This is a genomic window from Microvirga sp. M2 (genome assembly GCF_047497095.1).
Taxonomy (GTDB): domain Bacteria; phylum Pseudomonadota; class Alphaproteobacteria; order Rhizobiales; family Beijerinckiaceae; genus Microvirga.
In genome coordinates this window covers 893,721-911,383 of the sequence record NZ_CP134064.1, presented here as the reverse complement: position 1 = coordinate 911,383, position 17,663 = coordinate 893,721, and the positions used below count along the sequence as shown (strand labels likewise).

Genomic DNA, 17,663 nt, shown 5'->3' with positions numbered 1-17,663 from the left:
GAGGCCATTCCTTGCCAAACGGGTGAACAGGGATGACCTGTCCACCCGTGGAAGGCAAGCCTTCGATCCGCACTCATGACAAGAAGCGAAGAATCCCATTGCCGCCCGTGATGGATCAGAGGGTCCGGCTGGTTTTCATCAGATCGCGGATTTCCGTGAGCAGTTTCACATCGGCCGGAACCTCCGGCGGCTTGTCCGCCGTGCCGGTCTTGACATCCTCCGTGTGCCGCAGGCGGTTCATGCCCTTGACGAGCAGGAACAGGATCCATGCGATGATGATGAAGTTGATGGCGACCGTAATGAAGTTGCCCCAGGCGAGCACGGCGCCCTGGTTCCTGGCTTCGTTCAATGCCGTCGCCGTGACATTGCCGGACAGAGCCGTGAAATAGTTCGAGAAATCGAGTCCGCCGGTCACGGCTCCGACGATCGGCATGAAGATGTCGCCGACGAGGGAGTCGACGATCCTGCCGAAGGCGGCGCCGATGATGATGCCGATCGCCAGGTCGACCACATTGCCGCGCAAGGCGAATTGCTTGAATTCGTTCCACATGGCCGGACCCTCCTTTAGCTTTCCTGCCAAGGTAAGAAGGTGTCCGGCCATGCGAGGCCGTCAAGGCTCCCGGGCAGCCAGGAGATCCTGCAGGTTCAGGTGGCGGGTGACCATTTGGAGTTCCCCTTCCGCATTGCGCGGCCACTGGTCCTCGGGACGGTCCACATAGAGCTCTATGCCGTTGCCATCCGGGTCGCTCAGGTAAAGCGCCTCGCTCACTCCATGGTCGCTTGCGCCCTGGAGGGGAATGCCCGCCTCGGCCAGACGGTAGAGAGCATCCGCCAGGGCCGCCCGCGTGGGATAGAGGATCGCCACATGATAGAGGCCGGTCGTGCCCGGAGGGGGCGGCGAGCCGCCCTGGCTTTCCCAGGTATTCAGGCCGATATGGTGGTGATAACCGCCCGCCGAAACGAAGGCAGCCTGGGTGCCGTAGCGCTGCATCAGTTCGAAACCGAGCACGCCGCAATAGAAGGCGAGGGAGCGATCGAGATCCGCCACCTTCAGGTGGACATGGCCGATCCGGACGCCCGGGTGAATGGGGCGGGTTGCCAGGGTTCCGGCAACCTCATCCGACAAGGGTTTGATCATGACGGCATGCCTTCAGGCCGAACGAGTGGACAACGCCGGAACTGCCCCGACCGATCCGGATTTGAGGCCATACGCGCCCTCCCCCAGCAACGCTTGTGCGACAAGAGCCAGGATCCAGAACGCCAGGAACTCCCAACCGCCATTCGGATTGGAGAAAAAGAACCCGGCCGGGCCATGGACCGTAACGATGGCCCCCACCAGGATCGGGATGAGGGCGAGAGCTGCCCAACGGGTGTAAAAGCCGGCGATCAGGGCAAGGCCGCCGACGACCTCGGCCAGGATCACCGCATAGGCGAGCCCCCCAGGCAGACCCAGGCTTTGGAAGAATTGGGCCGTTCCGGCCGGTGTGAAGACGACGATCTTGAGGCCGGCATGGGCCAAGAACAGGGCGCCGAGGGTGACGCGCAGAACAAGCGCGGCATAAGGAGCGGTACGTGCGTCGATCATAGGGATCTCCTGGAATGCGATAACACCCATATGAGCTCATTCCGGCAATCCGAGAAGACGCCGCACGGGATATCAACTCACACCGTGACGGTGAAATCGCCACCTGCCTCGGCCGTCCTGCTAGTGGCGCTCAGCCCTTTACGGAGGTAAAGCTGATGGCAGCTTCCTCATAGGGATTCAAAGCATATGGTCGCCACCTGGGCGGTAGTCTTATCGGCGCTGGTCTATCTCTGCTTCCTGTTCACCGTCGCCTATTGGGGCGACAACGGAGGCAGGCGCATCGTCCAGGGGCCATGGCGCTCCACCATCTCCGCGCTGGCTCTTGCCGTCTACTGCACCTCATGGACCTTCTTCGGGTCCGTTGGGCTCGCCAGCCGCTCCGGGTTCGACTTCCTGGCGATCTATATCGGCCCCATCCTTGTGATCACCGTGGGGCACGCCCTCGTCGCGCGGGTGATCCGGGTGGCGAAGATGCAGAATATCTCCTCCATCGCCGACTTCGTCGCGGCCCGCTACGGGAAGAGCGAACGCGTCGCCGCCATCGTCAGCCTGATCGCGCTCGTCGGCTCCATCCCCTATATCGCGCTGCAGTTGAAAGCGGTCTCGGCCTCCCTCGACGTGTTCATCACGAAAGCCGACGGCATGCCGCCGCCGAATCTGCCCTTCATCGGGGACCTCGCGCTCGTCGTTGCCCTTGTGCTTGCGGGCTTTGCCGTCGCCTTCGGCACGCGCCACCCGGATGCCACGGAGCATCAGGACGGCCTCATCATGGCGATCTCGGTCGAGTCCATCGTGAAGCTCGTCGCGTTTCTGACCGTCGGCAGCTACGTGACCTTCGTCATGTTCGACGGCTATGACGGGATCAAGGAGCGCCTGACCGCTCTCGGCACGACGGGCAGCCTGATGGAGAGAACCTCGGGCTTCGGCAGCTACATCACTCTCATTCTTCTCTCGAGCTGCGCCGCACTGCTGCTGCCGCGCCAGTTCCACGTGACCGTGGTGGAGAATCATTCGATCCGGGACCTGAAGCGGGCCGCCTGGATGTTCCCGCTCTACCTCGTACTCATCAATCTCTTCGTGATCCCGATCGCGCTGGCAGGCCTTGCGATGTTCCCGACCGACGCGATCGACCGGGACATGACCGTGCTGGCGCTGCCGCTCGCCGATCAGGCCGGCACGATTGCCATTCTGACATTCCTTGGCGGGTTCTCTGCCGCGACCGCGATGGTAATCGTGGATTCCGTGGCCGTGGCCGTGATGATCTCCAACCATCTCGTCATGCCCGTCGTTCTGCGCCGGCGCGCTTTTGCCGGGATCGACCCGGGCGGCTTCGTCATTGCCGTACGGCGCATCTCGATCGTGCTCGTGATCCTGCTGGGTTACGCCTATTACCGCGCATCCGGCGAGGCCGCGCTCGCGGCCATCGGCCTTCTTTCCTTCGCGGCCCTCGCACAGGTGGCCCCTGCCTTTCTCGGCGGCCTGATCTGGTCGCGCGGTACGGCGCTCGGCGCGAGCGTGGGCCTCATCGTGGGCTTTCTCATGTGGCTCTATACGCTGCTCCTGCCGAGCCTCGTATGGGACGGCGTGTTCTGGTCCGACGTGGTGGTGTCCGGACCGTTCGGCATCGAGGCCCTGAAACCGACCGCACTCTTCGGCGTAGATCTGCCCCAGCTCACCCATGGCGTCGTGTGGAGCCTGACGCTCAACATTCTCTGCTACGTCGGCTTCTCGTTGTGGCGCCCCGTGACGGCGATGGAGCAGATTCAGGCGAACGTCTTCGTCGGCGAACCGCATACCTCCGCAACCCCGAGCTTCCGTCTGTTCCGCGCCAGCGTGAGCGTCGACGAGCTGCGCGCAATGGTCTCCCGCTATCTCGGCGAGGAGCGCACCGCGCGCTCCTTCGAAGGCTTCAGCCACAGCCGGGGGCAGACCCTCGAGCCGCGGGCGGAAGCCGACATCCATCTCCTGCGCTACGCGGAACACCTGCTGGCCTCCGCCATCGGCACGGCGTCCTCGCGCCTCGCGCTGTCGCTTCTTCTGCGCCGACGCACCGTCTCGACCGAAGCCGCCCTCAAGCTGCTCGACGATGCCTCCGCGGCCATCCAGCACAGCCGCGACCTTCTTCAGCATGCTCTCAACTATGCCAAGCAGGGGATCACGGTCATCGACCGCGATCTGCGTCTGCTGGCCTGGAACCAGGCCTTCATCGACCTTTACGACATGCCGCCCAACTTCGTTCAGGTCGGAATCGGCATGGAGCGTATCGTCCGCTACAACGCCGCGCGCGGTTCCTATGGTCCCGGCAAGATCGACGAACAGGTGGCCGCGCGTCTGCACTCGTTTCAGCACGACGTGGAACCCGTGCGGCTCAAGCTATTCCCTTCCGGAAAGGTCATCGAGATCCGTTCGAATCTCCTGCCGGACGGGGGTCACGTCACGACCTACACGGATGTCACCGAAGCGGTTCTGGCGGAGGAGGAAAGCCGTCGTGCCAACGAGACGCTCGAACAGCGTGTACGGGAGCGCACCGAAGAACTGACGCGTCTCAACGAAGCCTTGCGCAGCGCGAAAGCGGAAGCCGACGAAGCGAATATTTCCAAGACGCGCTTCCTGGCCGCGGCCTCGCACGACATTCTGCAGCCGCTCAATGCGGCCCGCCTTTACGCGACCTCGCTCGTGGAGCGCGACCGCGACGCCGGCGATGCGACCCTCGCCGAGAACATCGATGCATCCCTGGACGCCGTCGAGGAGATCCTCACGGCCATCCTCGACATCTCCCGCCTCGACACGGGCGCCATGAAGCCGCAATGGTCGAGCTTCCGCATGGATGAACTTTTCCGTCAGCTTCAGCGGGAGTTCGATCCCATTGCGAAGGAAAAAGGCCTGAATCTCACATTCGTGGCTCCCTCGCTCACCGTCCGCTCCGACCGGCGTCTGCTGCGCCGTCTGCTGCAGAACCTCGTGTCCAATGCCATCAAATACACGCCGACAGGCCGCGTTCTCGTGGGTGCGAGGCGGCAGGGCACCCATCTGGTTCTCGAGGTCTGGGATACGGGCCTCGGCATTCCACCCTCGAAACAGCGGATCGTCTTCCGCGAGTTTCAGCGTCTCGATCAGGGAGCGAAGGCGGCGCGAGGCTTAGGCCTCGGTCTTTCCATCGTGGAGCGCATCGGGCGGGTGCTCAGGCACCCGATCATCCTCAAATCGGAAGTGGGACGCGGATCGGTGTTCCGTGTCGAGGTTCCGATCGTCGCGGCGCTTCCGGAAACGCTCGCGGCTCCTGAACCGCCGAAGGCTCCGGCGACCGTTCTTTCGGGTCTGCACGTGCTCGTGATCGATAACGAGCCTGCCATCCTGGAAGGCATGCGGCTGCTGCTGTCAGGCTGGGGCTGCGACGTATGGACGGCATCCGATCTCGAAACGGCCTATAACGTCCTTCGAAACAACAAGGCCCTGCCTGAAGTCATCATCGCGGACTACCACCTCGACGACACCGACGGCCTGGAGCTCATCAAGGCTTTGCGCTGGAAGACGCAGGTCGACACGCCTGCCGTTCTCGTGACCGCAGACCGGACGCCGGCCGTGCGCGACACAGCCGCCGCCATGCACGTGCATGTGCTCAACAAGCCGCTGAAGCCCGCGGCCTTGCGCGCATTGCTCACCCAATGGCGCGCCACCCGCGTGGCGGCGGAGTGAGGAATCGATAAGCGATCACGCGCCGAGCGCGTGATCGACGGCTGCGACCGCGTGGATCGTCGTCGTGTCGAAGAGCGGCACCGCGCTGTCTTCGCCGGAAACCAGCAGCATGATCTCGGTGCAGCCGAGAATGATGCCCTCGGCGCCGTTCTCGATCAGGCGCGCGATGATGCCGCGATAGGCGTCCCGCGACAGAGGATCGATCCTGCCGAGCACGAGCTCCTTGTAGATCACATCGTGCACGACCTGACGGTCGGCGGCATCGGGCACGATCACGTCCAGATCGTGGAGGGATTGCAGGCGGCCCTTGTAGAAATCGTCGTCCATGGTGAAGGCCGTGCCGAGCAGACCGACCCGCCGAATGCCAGCTGTTCTGATCTTCTCCGCGGTCGGGTCGGCGATATGCAGAAGTGGAATGCTCACGGACGACGCGATCGCATCCGCGAGACGGTGCATCGTGTTGGTGCACAGTACGATGAAGTCCGCGCCACCGCGCTCCAGGCGAAGGGCCGCATCCTTCATGGCGTCGGCAAGCCTGTCCCAGTCGCCTGCGTGCTGGAGGTGCTTGATCTCGTCGAAGTCGACGGACAGCATGAGGCTGCGCGCGGAATGCGCTCCCCCCAGGCGCCTGTGCACCTCCTCGTTGATGATGCGGTAATACTCGGCCGAGCTTTCCCAGCTCATCCCGCCGATGAGCCCGATGGTCCTCCGTTGCATGATGACCTCAGGCAACAGGCTTGTAGGGCGCACGCCCGCTGGCCAGGGCATCGTCGAGCAGCTCAAGCCGGTCCTGCCCCCAGAACACCTCGCCATCGAGGACATAGGCCGGCGACCCGAAGACATCGTTCGCCACGGCGTTCTCCAGATTGAGCGCATAGATCGCCTCGGTCGTGCTGCCGGTGGCGATATCCATTACTGAGGACGAATCCAGCCCCGCCTGCTCGGCGATCTCCGAGAGCACGAGGGGATCGGCAAGGTTGCGCTCCTCTTCCCAGATCGCCGAGAAGGCGCGACGCAGGAACGCATCGGGGCTCTTGCCCGTCGTCGACACGGCAATCACGTAGCGGTCGGCCAAGTTCACATCGAAGGGCCAGTGCTTCGGACTGATATTGAAGGACAGGCCGCGTTTCTCGCGCCAGCGCTGCAGTTCCACGAGGCGGTAGCGCTGCCGGACCGGATGGCGCTGCCCCAGCGGCAATCCGCCTGTCTCGGAAAAGACGCGGCCCAGGAAAACGGGCTTGTAGTTCACCTCCACCCCGTGCCGCTGCACGATGTCCATGAAGGGCACATGGCCGATATAGGCCCAGGGGCTCACAAGCGAGAAGTAGTAGTCGATGACACGGGGCATGAGTCTCACGCTTCGCAGTTCAGGCTGAAGGGACCGGACCAACCTTGAACCATCACGCCGCTCTCTTCAACGTCTCTTCTGCATGAAGGAAGGCCTTCACCTCGGGGCCCGCATCAGGCGGCTGCGTCACGATGCCGGCCTCGCTCAACAGCTTCGCCATGGGAACATAGCCTTTGAGGGCCCTGTCGTAGAGCCCGGCGCGGACCAGCGCGATGGCATTGAGGATCGGGCTGCCGTCACGGGCCCGGGAAACCAGCCGATGCTCGATGACCACATGGGTTTCGGACCAGGTGAGAATGCGGGTCTCCAGGCCGAAGACCTGGAACAACCGCATCTCGCGGCGGAACCGGATCTGGCCTGCGCTCACCACAGGCACCCAGCCGTGCCTGAGAACGGGCCGCCACAGGCCGGAGCGGATCATGATGTCGGTGCGCCCGAGATCCATGAGCGTCCAGTAGCGCCCGTTGTTCATGTGGAGCGATGTGTCGAGATCGTGCAGCCACACCCGGAATTTCAGACGCGAGACATTCCGCACCGGATCGATCCTCGGCCTGAAGAACGAAACAACGATGAGGGATATCAGGCGCAGCCAGAGATTCATGCCATTCCCAATCCGCTGATCCTCTGAAAGGCGACGAGATCGAGGACAGGCGCGTCGAGCCCGAAACCTGTCAGGAGGCAATGGACCTGACCGCGATGGTGTGTCTGATGATTGAAGACATGGGCAAGGGTGGGACCGAGCGGCTGCTCGATCTCGGTGGGGTTCGTAAGGCTGCGATAGCGGATCCGTCCGGCGAGATCCGCCTCGGACAGGTTCTCGACATAGGCCGTGATCCGCTTGTCTTCATTTCGGCGCGCCGGCCAAAGATCGGAAAGTTCCTCGAACAGGACCGCATCGAGCCGATCCGGGGCCTCGCCCTCTCCCGTAAAGCGTCTGAGCCAAATGCGGTCAGCGGCGAGAAGATGGTTCAGCGTGCCGCTCACCGATTTGAAGAACGCTCCCCGGTCCGCGTGATAATCGGCCTTTGGCAGTTGCGCGGCAGCCTCGTAGATGCGTTCGTTGCACCACGCGTTATAGGCCGCCATCATGGCAAAATGGGACTTCATGGCACTGGCTCCGTCGTGTCCGTCCTCGTGTCATGGGACGACGCCGAGGGGGGGTCAAGATTTTCTCCTTCCCCTCCCTTGCGTCAGGGCAGCGCCGGATGAGCTCTGCGCCGTCCTGATCATCGCCCGCACGAAGCCAGGATGACCACGAGCGATGGCGCTCAGGCCGCCTTCCTCGCCGCGGCACGGCCGTAGAAGGTGTCTCCGGAGCCTGCCATGTCGAGAAGGATGCGCGGCGGGGCAAATCGATCGCCATGCTTTGCTTCCAGTGTCCTGCACAGTTCCACAAAGGCCTTTGCGCCCATGAAGTCGATATAGGACAAGGCGCCGCCTGTATAAGGCGCGAACCCGAAGCCCAGGACGGACCCGACATCCGCCTCGCGCGGATCCGTGATCACGCCCTCCTCGAATGTCCGTGCGGCCTCGAGAGCCTGCGTGACCAGCAGACGCTGCTTCAGCTCCTGCATATCGACGAGTTCGGGCTCCACCTGCTTCGGCTGCAGGTCCTTGAGGCCGGGCCAGAGACGCTTCTGGCCCGCTTCCGGGTAATCGTAGAAGCCTTTCCGGTTCTTGCGGCCGAGGCGCCCCTCCTTCTCGACGAGGCGGGAGAGCAGCTCCTCCTGTTGCGGAATGATCGCCGCGTCTCCAAGCTGCGCTTTCGTGGCTTTCAGGATCTTGAGGCCGAGATCCACGCCGACCTCGTCATTGAGCGAGAGCGGCCCCACCGGCATGCCGGCCTGCTTGCCGGCCTGCTCGATCATGGATGCGGGCAATCCCTCCATGAACATGAGGTGACCTTCGAGGATATAGGCCAGCACGCAACGGTTGGCGAAGAAGCCGCGGGAGTCGTTGACGACGATCGGGGTCTTCCTGATCAGGCGCACATAGTCGAGCGCGACGGCGAGCGCCTTGTCGCCCGTCTCCTTGCCCCGGATGATCTCCACCAGCATCATCTTCTCGACCGGCGAGAAGAAATGGATGCCGATGAACTGGGCCGCGTTCTTCGAGGTCTTGGCGAGGTCCGTGATCGGCAGGGTCGAGGTATTGGAGGCAAAGATGCAATCCGGACGGATGGCGGCTTCGACCTTCCGGATCACCTCCGCCTTGACGGTGGGGTCCTCGAAGACCGCCTCGATCACGAGATCGCATTCGGAAAGATCGTTGTAGTCGGCGGTCGCCTTGATGCGCGCGAGCAGCGCGTCGCGGTCCGCCGTCTTGGCGCGGCCCTTCATGACCTGATCGGAGATGAGCTTGTGAGAATGAGCCTTGCCTTTCTCCGCAGCCTCGACATCGCGATCGATCAGCACGACCTCGAGACCGGCATTGGCGGTCACGTAGGCCACGCTCCCGCCCATGAAGCCCGCGCCGACGACACCGACCTTCCGGATGGACGACGGGGGCACGTCCTTCGGCCGGCGCGCGCCCTTGTTGAGATCCTGCATGGAGATGAAGAGCGTGCGGATCATCGCCGCCGCCTCCTTCGAGCGCAGGATCTTGGCGAACCAGCGCGACTCGACCTTGAGCGCCAGATCCATCGGAAGCTGAAGGCCCTGATAAACTGCCTCCAGGATCGCCCGTATGGCCGGGTAATTGTCCTGCGTCTCGCGACGGTAGATCGCATTGGCCGGCGGCCAGATCTGCATTCCGGCCGCGGAATAGACCTTGTTCGAGGGAAGCTTGTAGCCCTTCTGGTCCCAGGGGGCCACGGCCGAACCGCCGTTCCGGATCCAGTCCTTCGCCGCCTGCACGATCTGGTCCCGCGGAGCGACCGCGTGGACGAGGCCCATATTGCGCGCCATCAGCGGGCGGATCTGCTCACCCTTGAAGAGCATCTGCAGGGCATCGCCGGTCTGCATCAGGCGTGCGACGCGCTGCGTGCCGCCTGCCCCGGGGAAGAGGCCAACCTTCACCTCCGGCAGGCCGACACGGGTGGCATCAGCATCGGAGAGAACCCGGAAATGGCAGGCAAGCGCCAGTTCGAAAGCGCCGCCGAGGCATACGCCATGGATCGCTGCCGCGAACGGTTTGCCGCAGGTCTCCAGGCGGCGATAGAGGAGCGAGAGTTTGCGCGATTCCTCGAACAGGAAGGAATTGGCAGCCTCCTCGCCCTCCTCCTTCGCGACGCGCATGTACTCGGCGTTCGAGGCTTGGAGCCTGTTGAGGTCCGCGCCGCCCGAGAAGGCTTCCTTCCCCGACGTGATGACGCATCCTTTGATGGTCTCGTCGGATGCGACCGTTTCGATGATCCGGGACAGTTCGTCTATCACCTGGGTGGTGATGACATTCATGGACCGGTCCTTCATGTCCCAGGTGGCGAGCGCAAGGCCGTCGGCATCGACCTCGAAGCGGAAATTCGTGAAGTTCGTCATGGTTTCTCTCCCGTCTCCGCTGTCCGTCAGACGCGCTCGATAATCGCCGCCGTGCCCATTCCGGCCGCAACGCACAGCGTGATCAGGGCCGTCTGTTTGTCGGTGCGCTCCAGTTCGTCGAGCACCGTGCCGAGGATCATCGCACCGGTAGCCCCGAGCGGATGGCCCATGGCGATCGCGCCGCCGTTCACGTTGACCTTTGCCGGGTCGAGTTCGAGCGCCTGGATGTAGCGCAGCACCACCGCCGAAAACGCCTCGTTGATCTCGAAGAGATCGATGTCGTCCTTCGTCATGCCCGCCTTCCTGAGCGCAAGCGCGGACACGTCGATGGGCCCGGTGAGCATGAGAGCAAGGTCGGACCCGATGGATGCGAACCCCTTGATGCGGGCGCGCGGCTTGACCCCGATCCTCGCGCCCCCCTCCTTCGACCCGACGAGGACGGCGGCGGCCCCGTCCACGATGCCGGACGAATTGCCTGCATGGTGCACGTGATCGATGAACTCCACATCCGGGTGCGCCGCAATCGCCACCGCATCGAAGCCTCCCATCTCGCCCATCTGCACGAAGGCGGCCTTGAGCTGGCCCAGCGACTGCATGTCGGTGCCCGGGCGCATGTGTTCGTCCTTGGCCAGGATGGTGAGGCCGTTCACGTCCTTGACCGGGACCACGGACCTGGCGAAGCGGCCCTCATCCCACGCCCTCGCGGCGCGCTTCTGCGACTCGACCGCATAGGCGTCGACATCGTCGCGGGTGAAGCCGTATTTGGTGGCGATCAGATCCGCCGAGATGCCCTGCGGCAGGAAGTAATTGGGGATCGCGATACCCGGATCGACCGGCCATGCGCCACCCGATGCGCCCATGCCCACGCGACTCATGGATTCGACACCGCCCCCGAGGGTGACGTCCTTCATGCCGGACATCACCTGCGCGGCGGCAAAATTCACCGCATCGAGTCCCGAAGCGCAGAAGCGGTTGATCTGAACGCCCGGCACCTCCTTGCCGAAGCCCGCCTTCAAAGCCGCCGCGCGTGCGATATCGCCGCCCGCCTCCCCGACGGGATCGACGCAGCCGAGGACGACGTCCTCCACGAGCGTAGGGTCGAGGTCATTGCGCTTGCGGATCGCATCGAGCGCCGTGACGGCGAGGTCGACACTGGGAACCTCGTGGAGCGAACCATCCGGCTTGCCTCGCCCGCGTGGCGTGCGAACGGCGTCGAAGATAAATGCATCTGCCATGGGGGCCTCCCGGTCTCTCTATCGTCCCGGACGCACATCGCTCAGGGACCGTTTTCAGAATTGGGCTCTTCACTCGTCTCGCGTTTCCGGCCCTTTGCCTGGCTGCGGCCGGAAAGGCGCCGATCCGTCAGAATGCCTCCACGGGCATCGCCATCGTGACATCCGCGCCGGACGTGATGCGCGCCAGGCGCAGGCCGGTTTCCGGCATCGTGCGTTCCATGAAGAACCGTCCCGTGAGAAGCTTTGCATCCATTCTCTCGGCCGCGCCGTCTCCATCGGCTTTCCTGGCATGAGCGGCCTTCGCGATCTTGGCCCACATATAACCCATCGCGACGATGCCGAAGAGATGCATGTAATCGGTGGCGCCGGCGCCGGCATTGTCGGGCTTCGCCATGGCGTTCTGCATGAACCACATGGTCGCCTGCTGCAGGTGGCCGAGCCCCTGCTGCAAGGGAGCGACGAAGCCCTTCAGGTTCTCGTCGCTTTCGTTCTCCTGGCAGAACGCGCCGACCTCGTTGAAGAAGCTCATGATGGCGCGGCCGCCATCCTTCCCGAGCTTGCGGCCGACGAGATCCATCGCCTGGATTCCGTTGGCGCCCTCGTAGATCATGGCGATGCGGGCGTCGCGCACGAACTGCGACATGCCCCATTCCTCGATATAGCCGTGGCCGCCGAACATCTGCTGCGCCTTCACGGCATTTTCGAAGCCGAGATCGGTCAGCACGCCCTTCACCACTGGAGTCAGGAGGCCCATATGGTCGTCCGCCGACTGACGCTCGGCCTCGTCGGTCGAGCGATGCGCGATATCGCTCTTCAGCGCCGTCCAGACGAGGAGCGCGCGCCCGGCCTCGTTGAAGGACTTGATGGACAGAAGCGTGCGGCGCACATCGGGGTGCACGATGATCGGATCGGCAGGTTTGTCCGGGAACTTCGGACCGTCGAGGGATCGGCCCTGCAGACGCTCCTTCGCATAGGCGGCTGCATTCTGGTAAGCGACCTCCGATTGCGACAGCCCCTGAACGCCGACCGCGAGACGGGCCTCGTTCATCATCACGAACATGGCATTGAGGCCGCGGTTCTCCTGGCCCACGAGCCAGCCCACCGCACCGTCGTAGTTCATGACGCAGGTGGCATTGCCGTGGATGCCCATCTTGTGCTCGAGCGAGCCGCAGGACACGCCGTTCCTTGCTCCCAGCGAGCCATCCGGGTTGACGAGGAACTTGGGCACCACGAAGAGCGAGATGCCCTTGGTCCCAGCCGGCGCGCCCTCGATACGGGCCAGGACCAAATGCACGATGTTCTCCGCCATGTCGTGCTCACCGGCGGAGATGAAGATCTTGGTGCCGGAGATGGCATAGGATCCGTCGCCGTTCGGAACCGCCTTGGTCTTGAGCAGGCCCAGATCCGTGCCGCAATGGGGCTCGGTCAGATTCATGGTGCCGGTCCAGGCGCCCTCGACCATGTTCGGCAGATAGGTCTTCTTCTGCTGCTCGGTGCCATGAACCAGAAGGGCCGCGATGGCACCCTGGGTCAGTCCCGGATACATTCCGAGCGACAGGTTCGCCGAGGAGACGAATTCCTGCATGACGGTGTTCAGGGTCGAGGGCAGTCCCTGGCCGCCGTATTCCTCCGGCATCGACAGGCCCATCCAACCGCCGGCCGCATAGGCCTCATAGGCCTCCCTGAAGCCTTTCGGCGTCGTCACGGAACCGTCCGGATTGCGGGTGCAGCCCTCCAGATCTCCCGTGCGGTTCAGGGGAGCGAACACCTCCTCGCAGAGCCTGGCCCCTTCGGAGAGGATCGCCTCCACCATATCCGGCGTGGCATCCGCAAAGCCCGGGAGATTGTTGTGACGCTCGAGCTGGAAAACGTCGTTCAAGAGAAACATGACGTCTTCGACGGGGGCCTTGTAAACCGGCATGCACTCCTCCTCCAAGATCGGCCGCTGGCATCGGCTCGTCATGCGACCCGCCCAGCTCATCAGATAGTTTATATATAAACTATCAAGTTCTTTTGGAAAGAGGTAGGGCGCAAAATCTCCTCGAACACGGACAGACGTTCAGGGTCTGGAATGGATCTCACGCACAAGACCCGGCGGAGGCCCGCAATGGCGGCGCCTCGCGCATCGTGCGGACCCGGCGGGCCGCTCAAACGATGCGCTCATCTCAGAAGGGAGCATGGGATCGATCCCCTCAAACTACAGCATCGGACGTGAAATCGAACCCACATCCGATGCTGTCAGTTGATGCTTTTGAGCATCTTTTCACGCAAAACCGATTCCCACTTTTGCGTCCGATGCTCTAGTTCGCCCGGAGGAACCAGGATGAAGATCATCCTGGTTCCTCCGGGCTCATCGTCAATGACGGAGACCTGCCGGGTCTATGCCGCGATGGCGAGGCTGCTGCGGCGGGTCCTGAGTTCTTCGAGGGCCTCTTCGATCTCTGCCTTCTGCTGCTCCAGATGGCGGATTTGATCCTCGACCTGGTCCAATGACAGCCGGAGATTCATAGCCGGACCGTTGGCCGACCGCTCCTCCGCCAACATGGCGCGGATCTCGGTGAGGGTAAAGCCGAGCTGCTTGCCCTTCAAAATCACCGAGAGACGCTCACGGTCGCGCGAATCGTAAATGCGGGCGGTACCGTCCCGACGTGGTGAGAGGAGACCTCGATCTTCGTAGAAGCGCAAAGTACGCAACGTCACGCCGAATTCACGCGCCAGATCTCCGATCGTGTAGACCTTGGCGCCTTCCCCCAACTCATGATGACTGAAATCCGCTACAGTTTGGCTCATCGAATGCCCCGTCTGTTATTGTTGGTGTGCATCAGCACGTTGTCCGTAACGTTATGATAGTACATCAATCGTGTTCATTGCAAGAGCTTCGAGGCAAGGGCCGCCTATAGGCATTGCGCCCCGTTTTTGCTTGCACTCTATCCAAGGGGAAACTGCCCGTTCAGAGAGGGACATAGGGCGCTAAAGCCCGACCCTTTAACGGCTTTTTTACGACGTTGACCGAAAGTTGCATCGTCGCTCGGGTGCCCATGAGGCCATGTGATTCGCCTCGATCTCAGATGTCACGAGCGTCGCGGCAAGCATAAGCAGGGGGCTTAAGGCGGGCCAGAAGTTCATAGTATCCCCCGCGAGCGCGGCCATGAGACACCCTGTCCTTCCGAACCTCGACGAACCGGATCTCGACGCCCGGCAATGGGCTAAAGGTGCCGCCCGTCGGGCCGGATTGAGCCTCGAGGAATGGGCGGCTGCCATCCTGATGGACAAGGACGCCAGACGAGCGTCCTCCCTTCAGGAGCGCAAGCCCAATAGCCCTGAACCCGGTGTCGCTGTGCCGCGTCACGCCAGAACCGCGCGGCCCGAACTGGAACGCACTTTCGAAACCCTCATGGCGGCCGTTGCGGCCCAAGGCGAACGCCAGGCGCAGGATCATGCGTCCCGCACGGCGATTGCGCTGGAGTCCATGGCGAGCTGGATCGAGCAGACGGAGGAGCGGTTGAACGAGACCGCCCGTGCCTCCGCGGACCATCAGGACCGGATGGCAACCGCGCTCTCGCAGGCGCTTTCCACCTTGAGGAGCCGCCTTGACTCGGTCGAGCGCCAAGCCGTGGTCGAACGGCAGGCGCAGCCCGAAGCGCCATGGAATCCCGCCATCGATGCGATCCAGGCCGACATGGAGCGGCTCCGCGCAAGCGTGGACAATCTCGCGACCCAGGAGGAACTCGCCGCGCTCGGCCGCGACCTCAAGGAGATCGCCAAGGAGATTTCCCATGGCCCCGCCAGCAAGGATCTCCTGATCCTCGCGCAGTCCACGGCCGCCATATATCGCCAGATCCGGACCCTCTCGGAGGATGTCGGTGGCGCCCTGAACGAGCGGATCGGAGGGGCAATCGATGAGCTGAAAGCCCGGGTCGAGCGGATCGCGGAAACCGGCGTCGACCGCAGCGTGATCGATTTTCTCAGCAGTCAGATTGTGGACCTGCGCCATGATCTCTCCCACCGCGCGGAGCCACGCCAGATCGAACGGCTGGCGAAGGACGTCACGGCCATCGCCGACCAGGTCGCGGATCTCCGCGTCCATCAGGTCGAGCGCAGCGATTTCTCCGCTCTCAAGACATCGCTCGAGAATGTGTGCGCGGCTCTCAACCGCACCGCCGCGATGCAGGAGGCATCCGACATGCCGTCGCAGCTCGACACCATGAGCCGCGACTTGGCGGCGCTGGCGAGCCGCCCGGCGCCGGAAGCCGCGGATCTCGATCCTATCACCGATCAGCTGGCGTTCCTGACCGAGCGCATGGCCGAGCTGTCCGAGAGCCGGTTCCGCCAGAACGATGCTCTCGGCGCCATGATCGAGCGCCTGTCGGCTCAGGTTCAGATCGTCGCCGAAAAGGAGCCTCTCCCACGGGAGCCGCTGATGCAGCGGTTCGATACGATCGAAGAGACCCTTCGTCAGATCGGCGAGCGGGCCGACATCTCATTGGTGGAGCCCCTGTTGCGCGGCATCGACGAGAAGCTCGGCCGCGCCTCGTCCGCACCATTGAACCTCGATGCGCTCGATCGGCAGATCGGCTCCCTCGCAGAACGGCTGGCCGAGAGATCGGGAGAGCCCCTGCAGAAGATTCTCCACGAAGCCACGCAAGGTCTGCGCAATCTCCAGACCGACGCTGCCGAAATTGCAGAGCGTGCCGCGAAGACCGCCTTGAAGGACCTTCAGCCGAGCCTGCCCGTTGCCGCCGATATCGATGCCTTGAAGCAAGGATTCGTCGAACTGAAGGCTTTGCAGAGCCGAGCCGACAAGAAGACGCAGGAGACTTTGCGCGCGGTCCACAATGCGCTGGAGACGCTCATCTCCCGGTTCCCCGAACGGATCGCCGGAGAGCCCCGATCCGCTCTGCCCGGCCAGTCCGGCCGCGACCTCTCCTCTCAACCGATGCCTCAGACGGATCGTCTGGAGGCGGCCGTACGCCGCCTGCACGCGGTCACCCTGTCCCAGGTCGAAGAGGTCGCGACGACAGGTGCGCAAGCCCATGGCGGGCCGATCGGATCCGAGATCATCACGCACCAGCCGGCGGACGAGGATTTCGGCAATGTTCGGGCGAGCTTCATCGCAGCCGCCCGACGCGCCGCACAGATCGACAAGGCGGATGACTCCGCCCTCGCGTCCGAGACTGCGGAAGACATGGATCTCGAAGAGTTCGAGGCCCTGGCGGCAGATCAAGCTGCGTCCGCCTCACCGGCCTCTCTCATGGAGCGTATCCGCCGGAGCCTCGACGCACACCGCCGCTCGCTTCTTCTGGGACTGGGCCTTGTCGTTCTGGCGACGGGCGCGGCGCATGTCATGTCGAGCGGTCTCGTATCCTCCTCCTTCCCGCTGATCGTATCGGGCAGCGCCTTGCGGGCCGATTCTCCTCCCAGGGTGCGGTCTTCCGAAGAGGCCACCGCGACGGGAAGTCTCGCCGCGCCTCCGGAGAAGACGAACCTCTTCCAGCCATCGAGCCTCGCCACGACGATCGAGCCGGCGCTCACCACGCCGGGCGCCGACACAACGCCGAAATTCCTCATTGACCCCGCAACGGTCGGTGACATCCCCGTCACCGTTCCGGCCCCGCTCCGCGAGGCGGCGCTCGCAGGCGACGCGTCGGCCCTTTACGAGGTCGCGTCCCGCGCCGCCGAAGGACGTGGCCTTCCTCAGGACATGCCCCTCGCCCTTCATCTCTATGAGCGTGCAGCCCAGGCCGGCCTCCCGCCGGCCCAGGAAAGGCTTGCGACGCTGATGGAAAAGGGCATCGGCCGCGAGCGCGATCCGAAGCAGGCGGCCATCTGGTACGAGCGGGCGGCGCAGGGAGGCAACATCCACGCCATGCACAACCTCGCCACGCTTCTCGTGTCGGGACTGAACGGCAAGCCTGATTATGCGACGGCTTACCGCTGGTACAGCGAGGCTGCCGAAGCCGGGCTCAAGGACAGCCAGTTCAACGTGGGCGTGCTCCTCGCCCGCGGCATCGGGACCAGGCAGGATCAGGCGAAGGCCTATATGTGGCTCGCTCTCGCGGCCGCTCAAGGCGATGCCGATGCCGCCAAGAAGCGCGACGAGCTCGCCGGACGGCTCAGCGCCGCCGAACGAAAGGCCACCCAAGCCTCGATCGAGCGGTGGCAACCCCGCCCGGTCGACCCTTTCGCGAACGGCGTGCCCGCTCCTTCGGGCGGACAGACGGCCGCGTTGAACGAAACCTCGGACAATAGGAGTTGATGGCTGAACCCAAAGCGGTCAGGTTAGGTTCATCGCCTGTCCTTTAAATCGCCCCTCGCATCATTGT

At 63.6% G+C, this 17,663-nt stretch carries 13 protein-coding genes; 2 read left to right on the top strand and 11 right to left on the bottom strand.

The window, feature by feature from the left end; all coding sequences use genetic code 11:
- Nucleotides 1-115 precede the first annotated feature (115 nt).
- Genes mscL through RE429_RS23765 form a run of 3 tightly spaced genes read right to left on the bottom strand, consistent with a single transcriptional unit; the run spans nucleotide 116 to nucleotide 1,585 of the window.
- Nucleotides 116-550 (bottom strand): large conductance mechanosensitive channel protein MscL, encoded by a 435-nt coding sequence (gene mscL, locus RE429_RS23775; protein WP_414475803.1) that lies wholly within the window; start codon nucleotides 548-550, stop codon nucleotides 116-118.
- Nucleotides 551-610: 60 nt separating this feature from the next.
- Nucleotides 611-1,138 carry a VOC family protein gene (locus RE429_RS23770; RefSeq protein ID WP_414475802.1) on the bottom strand — a complete coding sequence of 176 codons (528 nt, stop codon included), beginning with the start codon at nucleotides 1,136-1,138 and terminating at the stop codon, nucleotides 611-613.
- A gap of 12 nt (nucleotides 1,139-1,150) precedes the next feature.
- Entirely contained in the window at nucleotides 1,151-1,585 is a 435-nt protein-coding gene (locus tag RE429_RS23765; protein ID WP_414475801.1) for a DoxX family protein, read from the bottom strand.
- A 186-nt stretch (nucleotides 1,586-1,771) separates the two neighbouring features.
- Here RE429_RS23765 and RE429_RS23760 point away from each other — a divergent pair, with 186 nt between their 5' ends.
- Nucleotides 1,772-5,281, top strand: a complete 3,510-nt coding sequence (locus tag RE429_RS23760; protein ID WP_414475800.1) for a NahK/ErcS family hybrid sensor histidine kinase/response regulator — start codon at nucleotides 1,772-1,774, stop codon at nucleotides 5,279-5,281.
- Between the two features lie 15 nt (nucleotides 5,282-5,296).
- Here the strand turns inward: RE429_RS23760 and RE429_RS23755 are convergent, their stop codons facing one another.
- From RE429_RS23755 to RE429_RS23720, 8 genes are all read right to left on the bottom strand, one after another.
- On the bottom strand, nucleotides 5,297-5,998 hold the full coding sequence (locus tag RE429_RS23755) for an aspartate/glutamate racemase family protein (protein ID WP_414475799.1): 702 nt from the start codon (nucleotides 5,996-5,998) through the stop codon (nucleotides 5,297-5,299).
- A gap of 7 nt (nucleotides 5,999-6,005) precedes the next feature.
- Complete coding sequence (locus RE429_RS23750) at nucleotides 6,006-6,629, bottom strand: 2-hydroxychromene-2-carboxylate isomerase (protein WP_414475798.1); 624 nt, start codon at nucleotides 6,627-6,629, stop codon at nucleotides 6,006-6,008.
- A 52-nt stretch (nucleotides 6,630-6,681) separates the two neighbouring features.
- Nucleotides 6,682-7,230 (bottom strand): acyl-CoA thioesterase, encoded by a 549-nt coding sequence (locus tag RE429_RS23745; RefSeq protein ID WP_414475797.1) that lies wholly within the window; start codon nucleotides 7,228-7,230, stop codon nucleotides 6,682-6,684.
- A complete protein-coding gene (locus RE429_RS23740; protein ID WP_414475796.1) occupies nucleotides 7,227-7,736 on the bottom strand; it encodes a DinB family protein in 510 nt (169 codons plus the stop codon). The genes RE429_RS23745 and RE429_RS23740 overlap by 4 nt, the downstream gene beginning before the upstream one ends.
- 161 nt (nucleotides 7,737-7,897) lie before the next feature.
- A complete protein-coding gene (locus tag RE429_RS23735; protein ID WP_414475795.1) occupies nucleotides 7,898-10,105 on the bottom strand; it encodes an FAD-dependent oxidoreductase in 2,208 nt (735 codons plus the stop codon).
- Nucleotides 10,106-10,131: 26 nt separating this feature from the next.
- Entirely contained in the window at nucleotides 10,132-11,340 is a 1,209-nt protein-coding gene (locus RE429_RS23730) for an acetyl-CoA C-acetyltransferase (protein ID WP_414475794.1), read from the bottom strand.
- Between the two features lie 127 nt (nucleotides 11,341-11,467).
- The gene (locus tag RE429_RS23725; RefSeq protein WP_414475793.1) at nucleotides 11,468-13,261 is read right to left on the bottom strand and encodes an acyl-CoA dehydrogenase C-terminal domain-containing protein; all 1,794 of its coding nucleotides are present in this window, start codon (nucleotides 13,259-13,261) and stop codon (nucleotides 11,468-11,470) included.
- Nucleotides 13,262-13,719: 458 nt separating this feature from the next.
- A complete protein-coding gene (locus tag RE429_RS23720; RefSeq protein WP_414475792.1) occupies nucleotides 13,720-14,130 on the bottom strand; it encodes a MerR family transcriptional regulator in 411 nt (136 codons plus the stop codon).
- Nucleotides 14,131-14,488: 358 nt separating this feature from the next.
- On the opposite strand from RE429_RS23720, the gene RE429_RS23715 reads away from it, so the two are divergent.
- Complete coding sequence (locus RE429_RS23715) at nucleotides 14,489-17,596, top strand: hypothetical protein (RefSeq protein ID WP_414475791.1); 3,108 nt, start codon at nucleotides 14,489-14,491, stop codon at nucleotides 17,594-17,596.
- Nucleotides 17,597-17,663 lie beyond the last annotated feature (67 nt).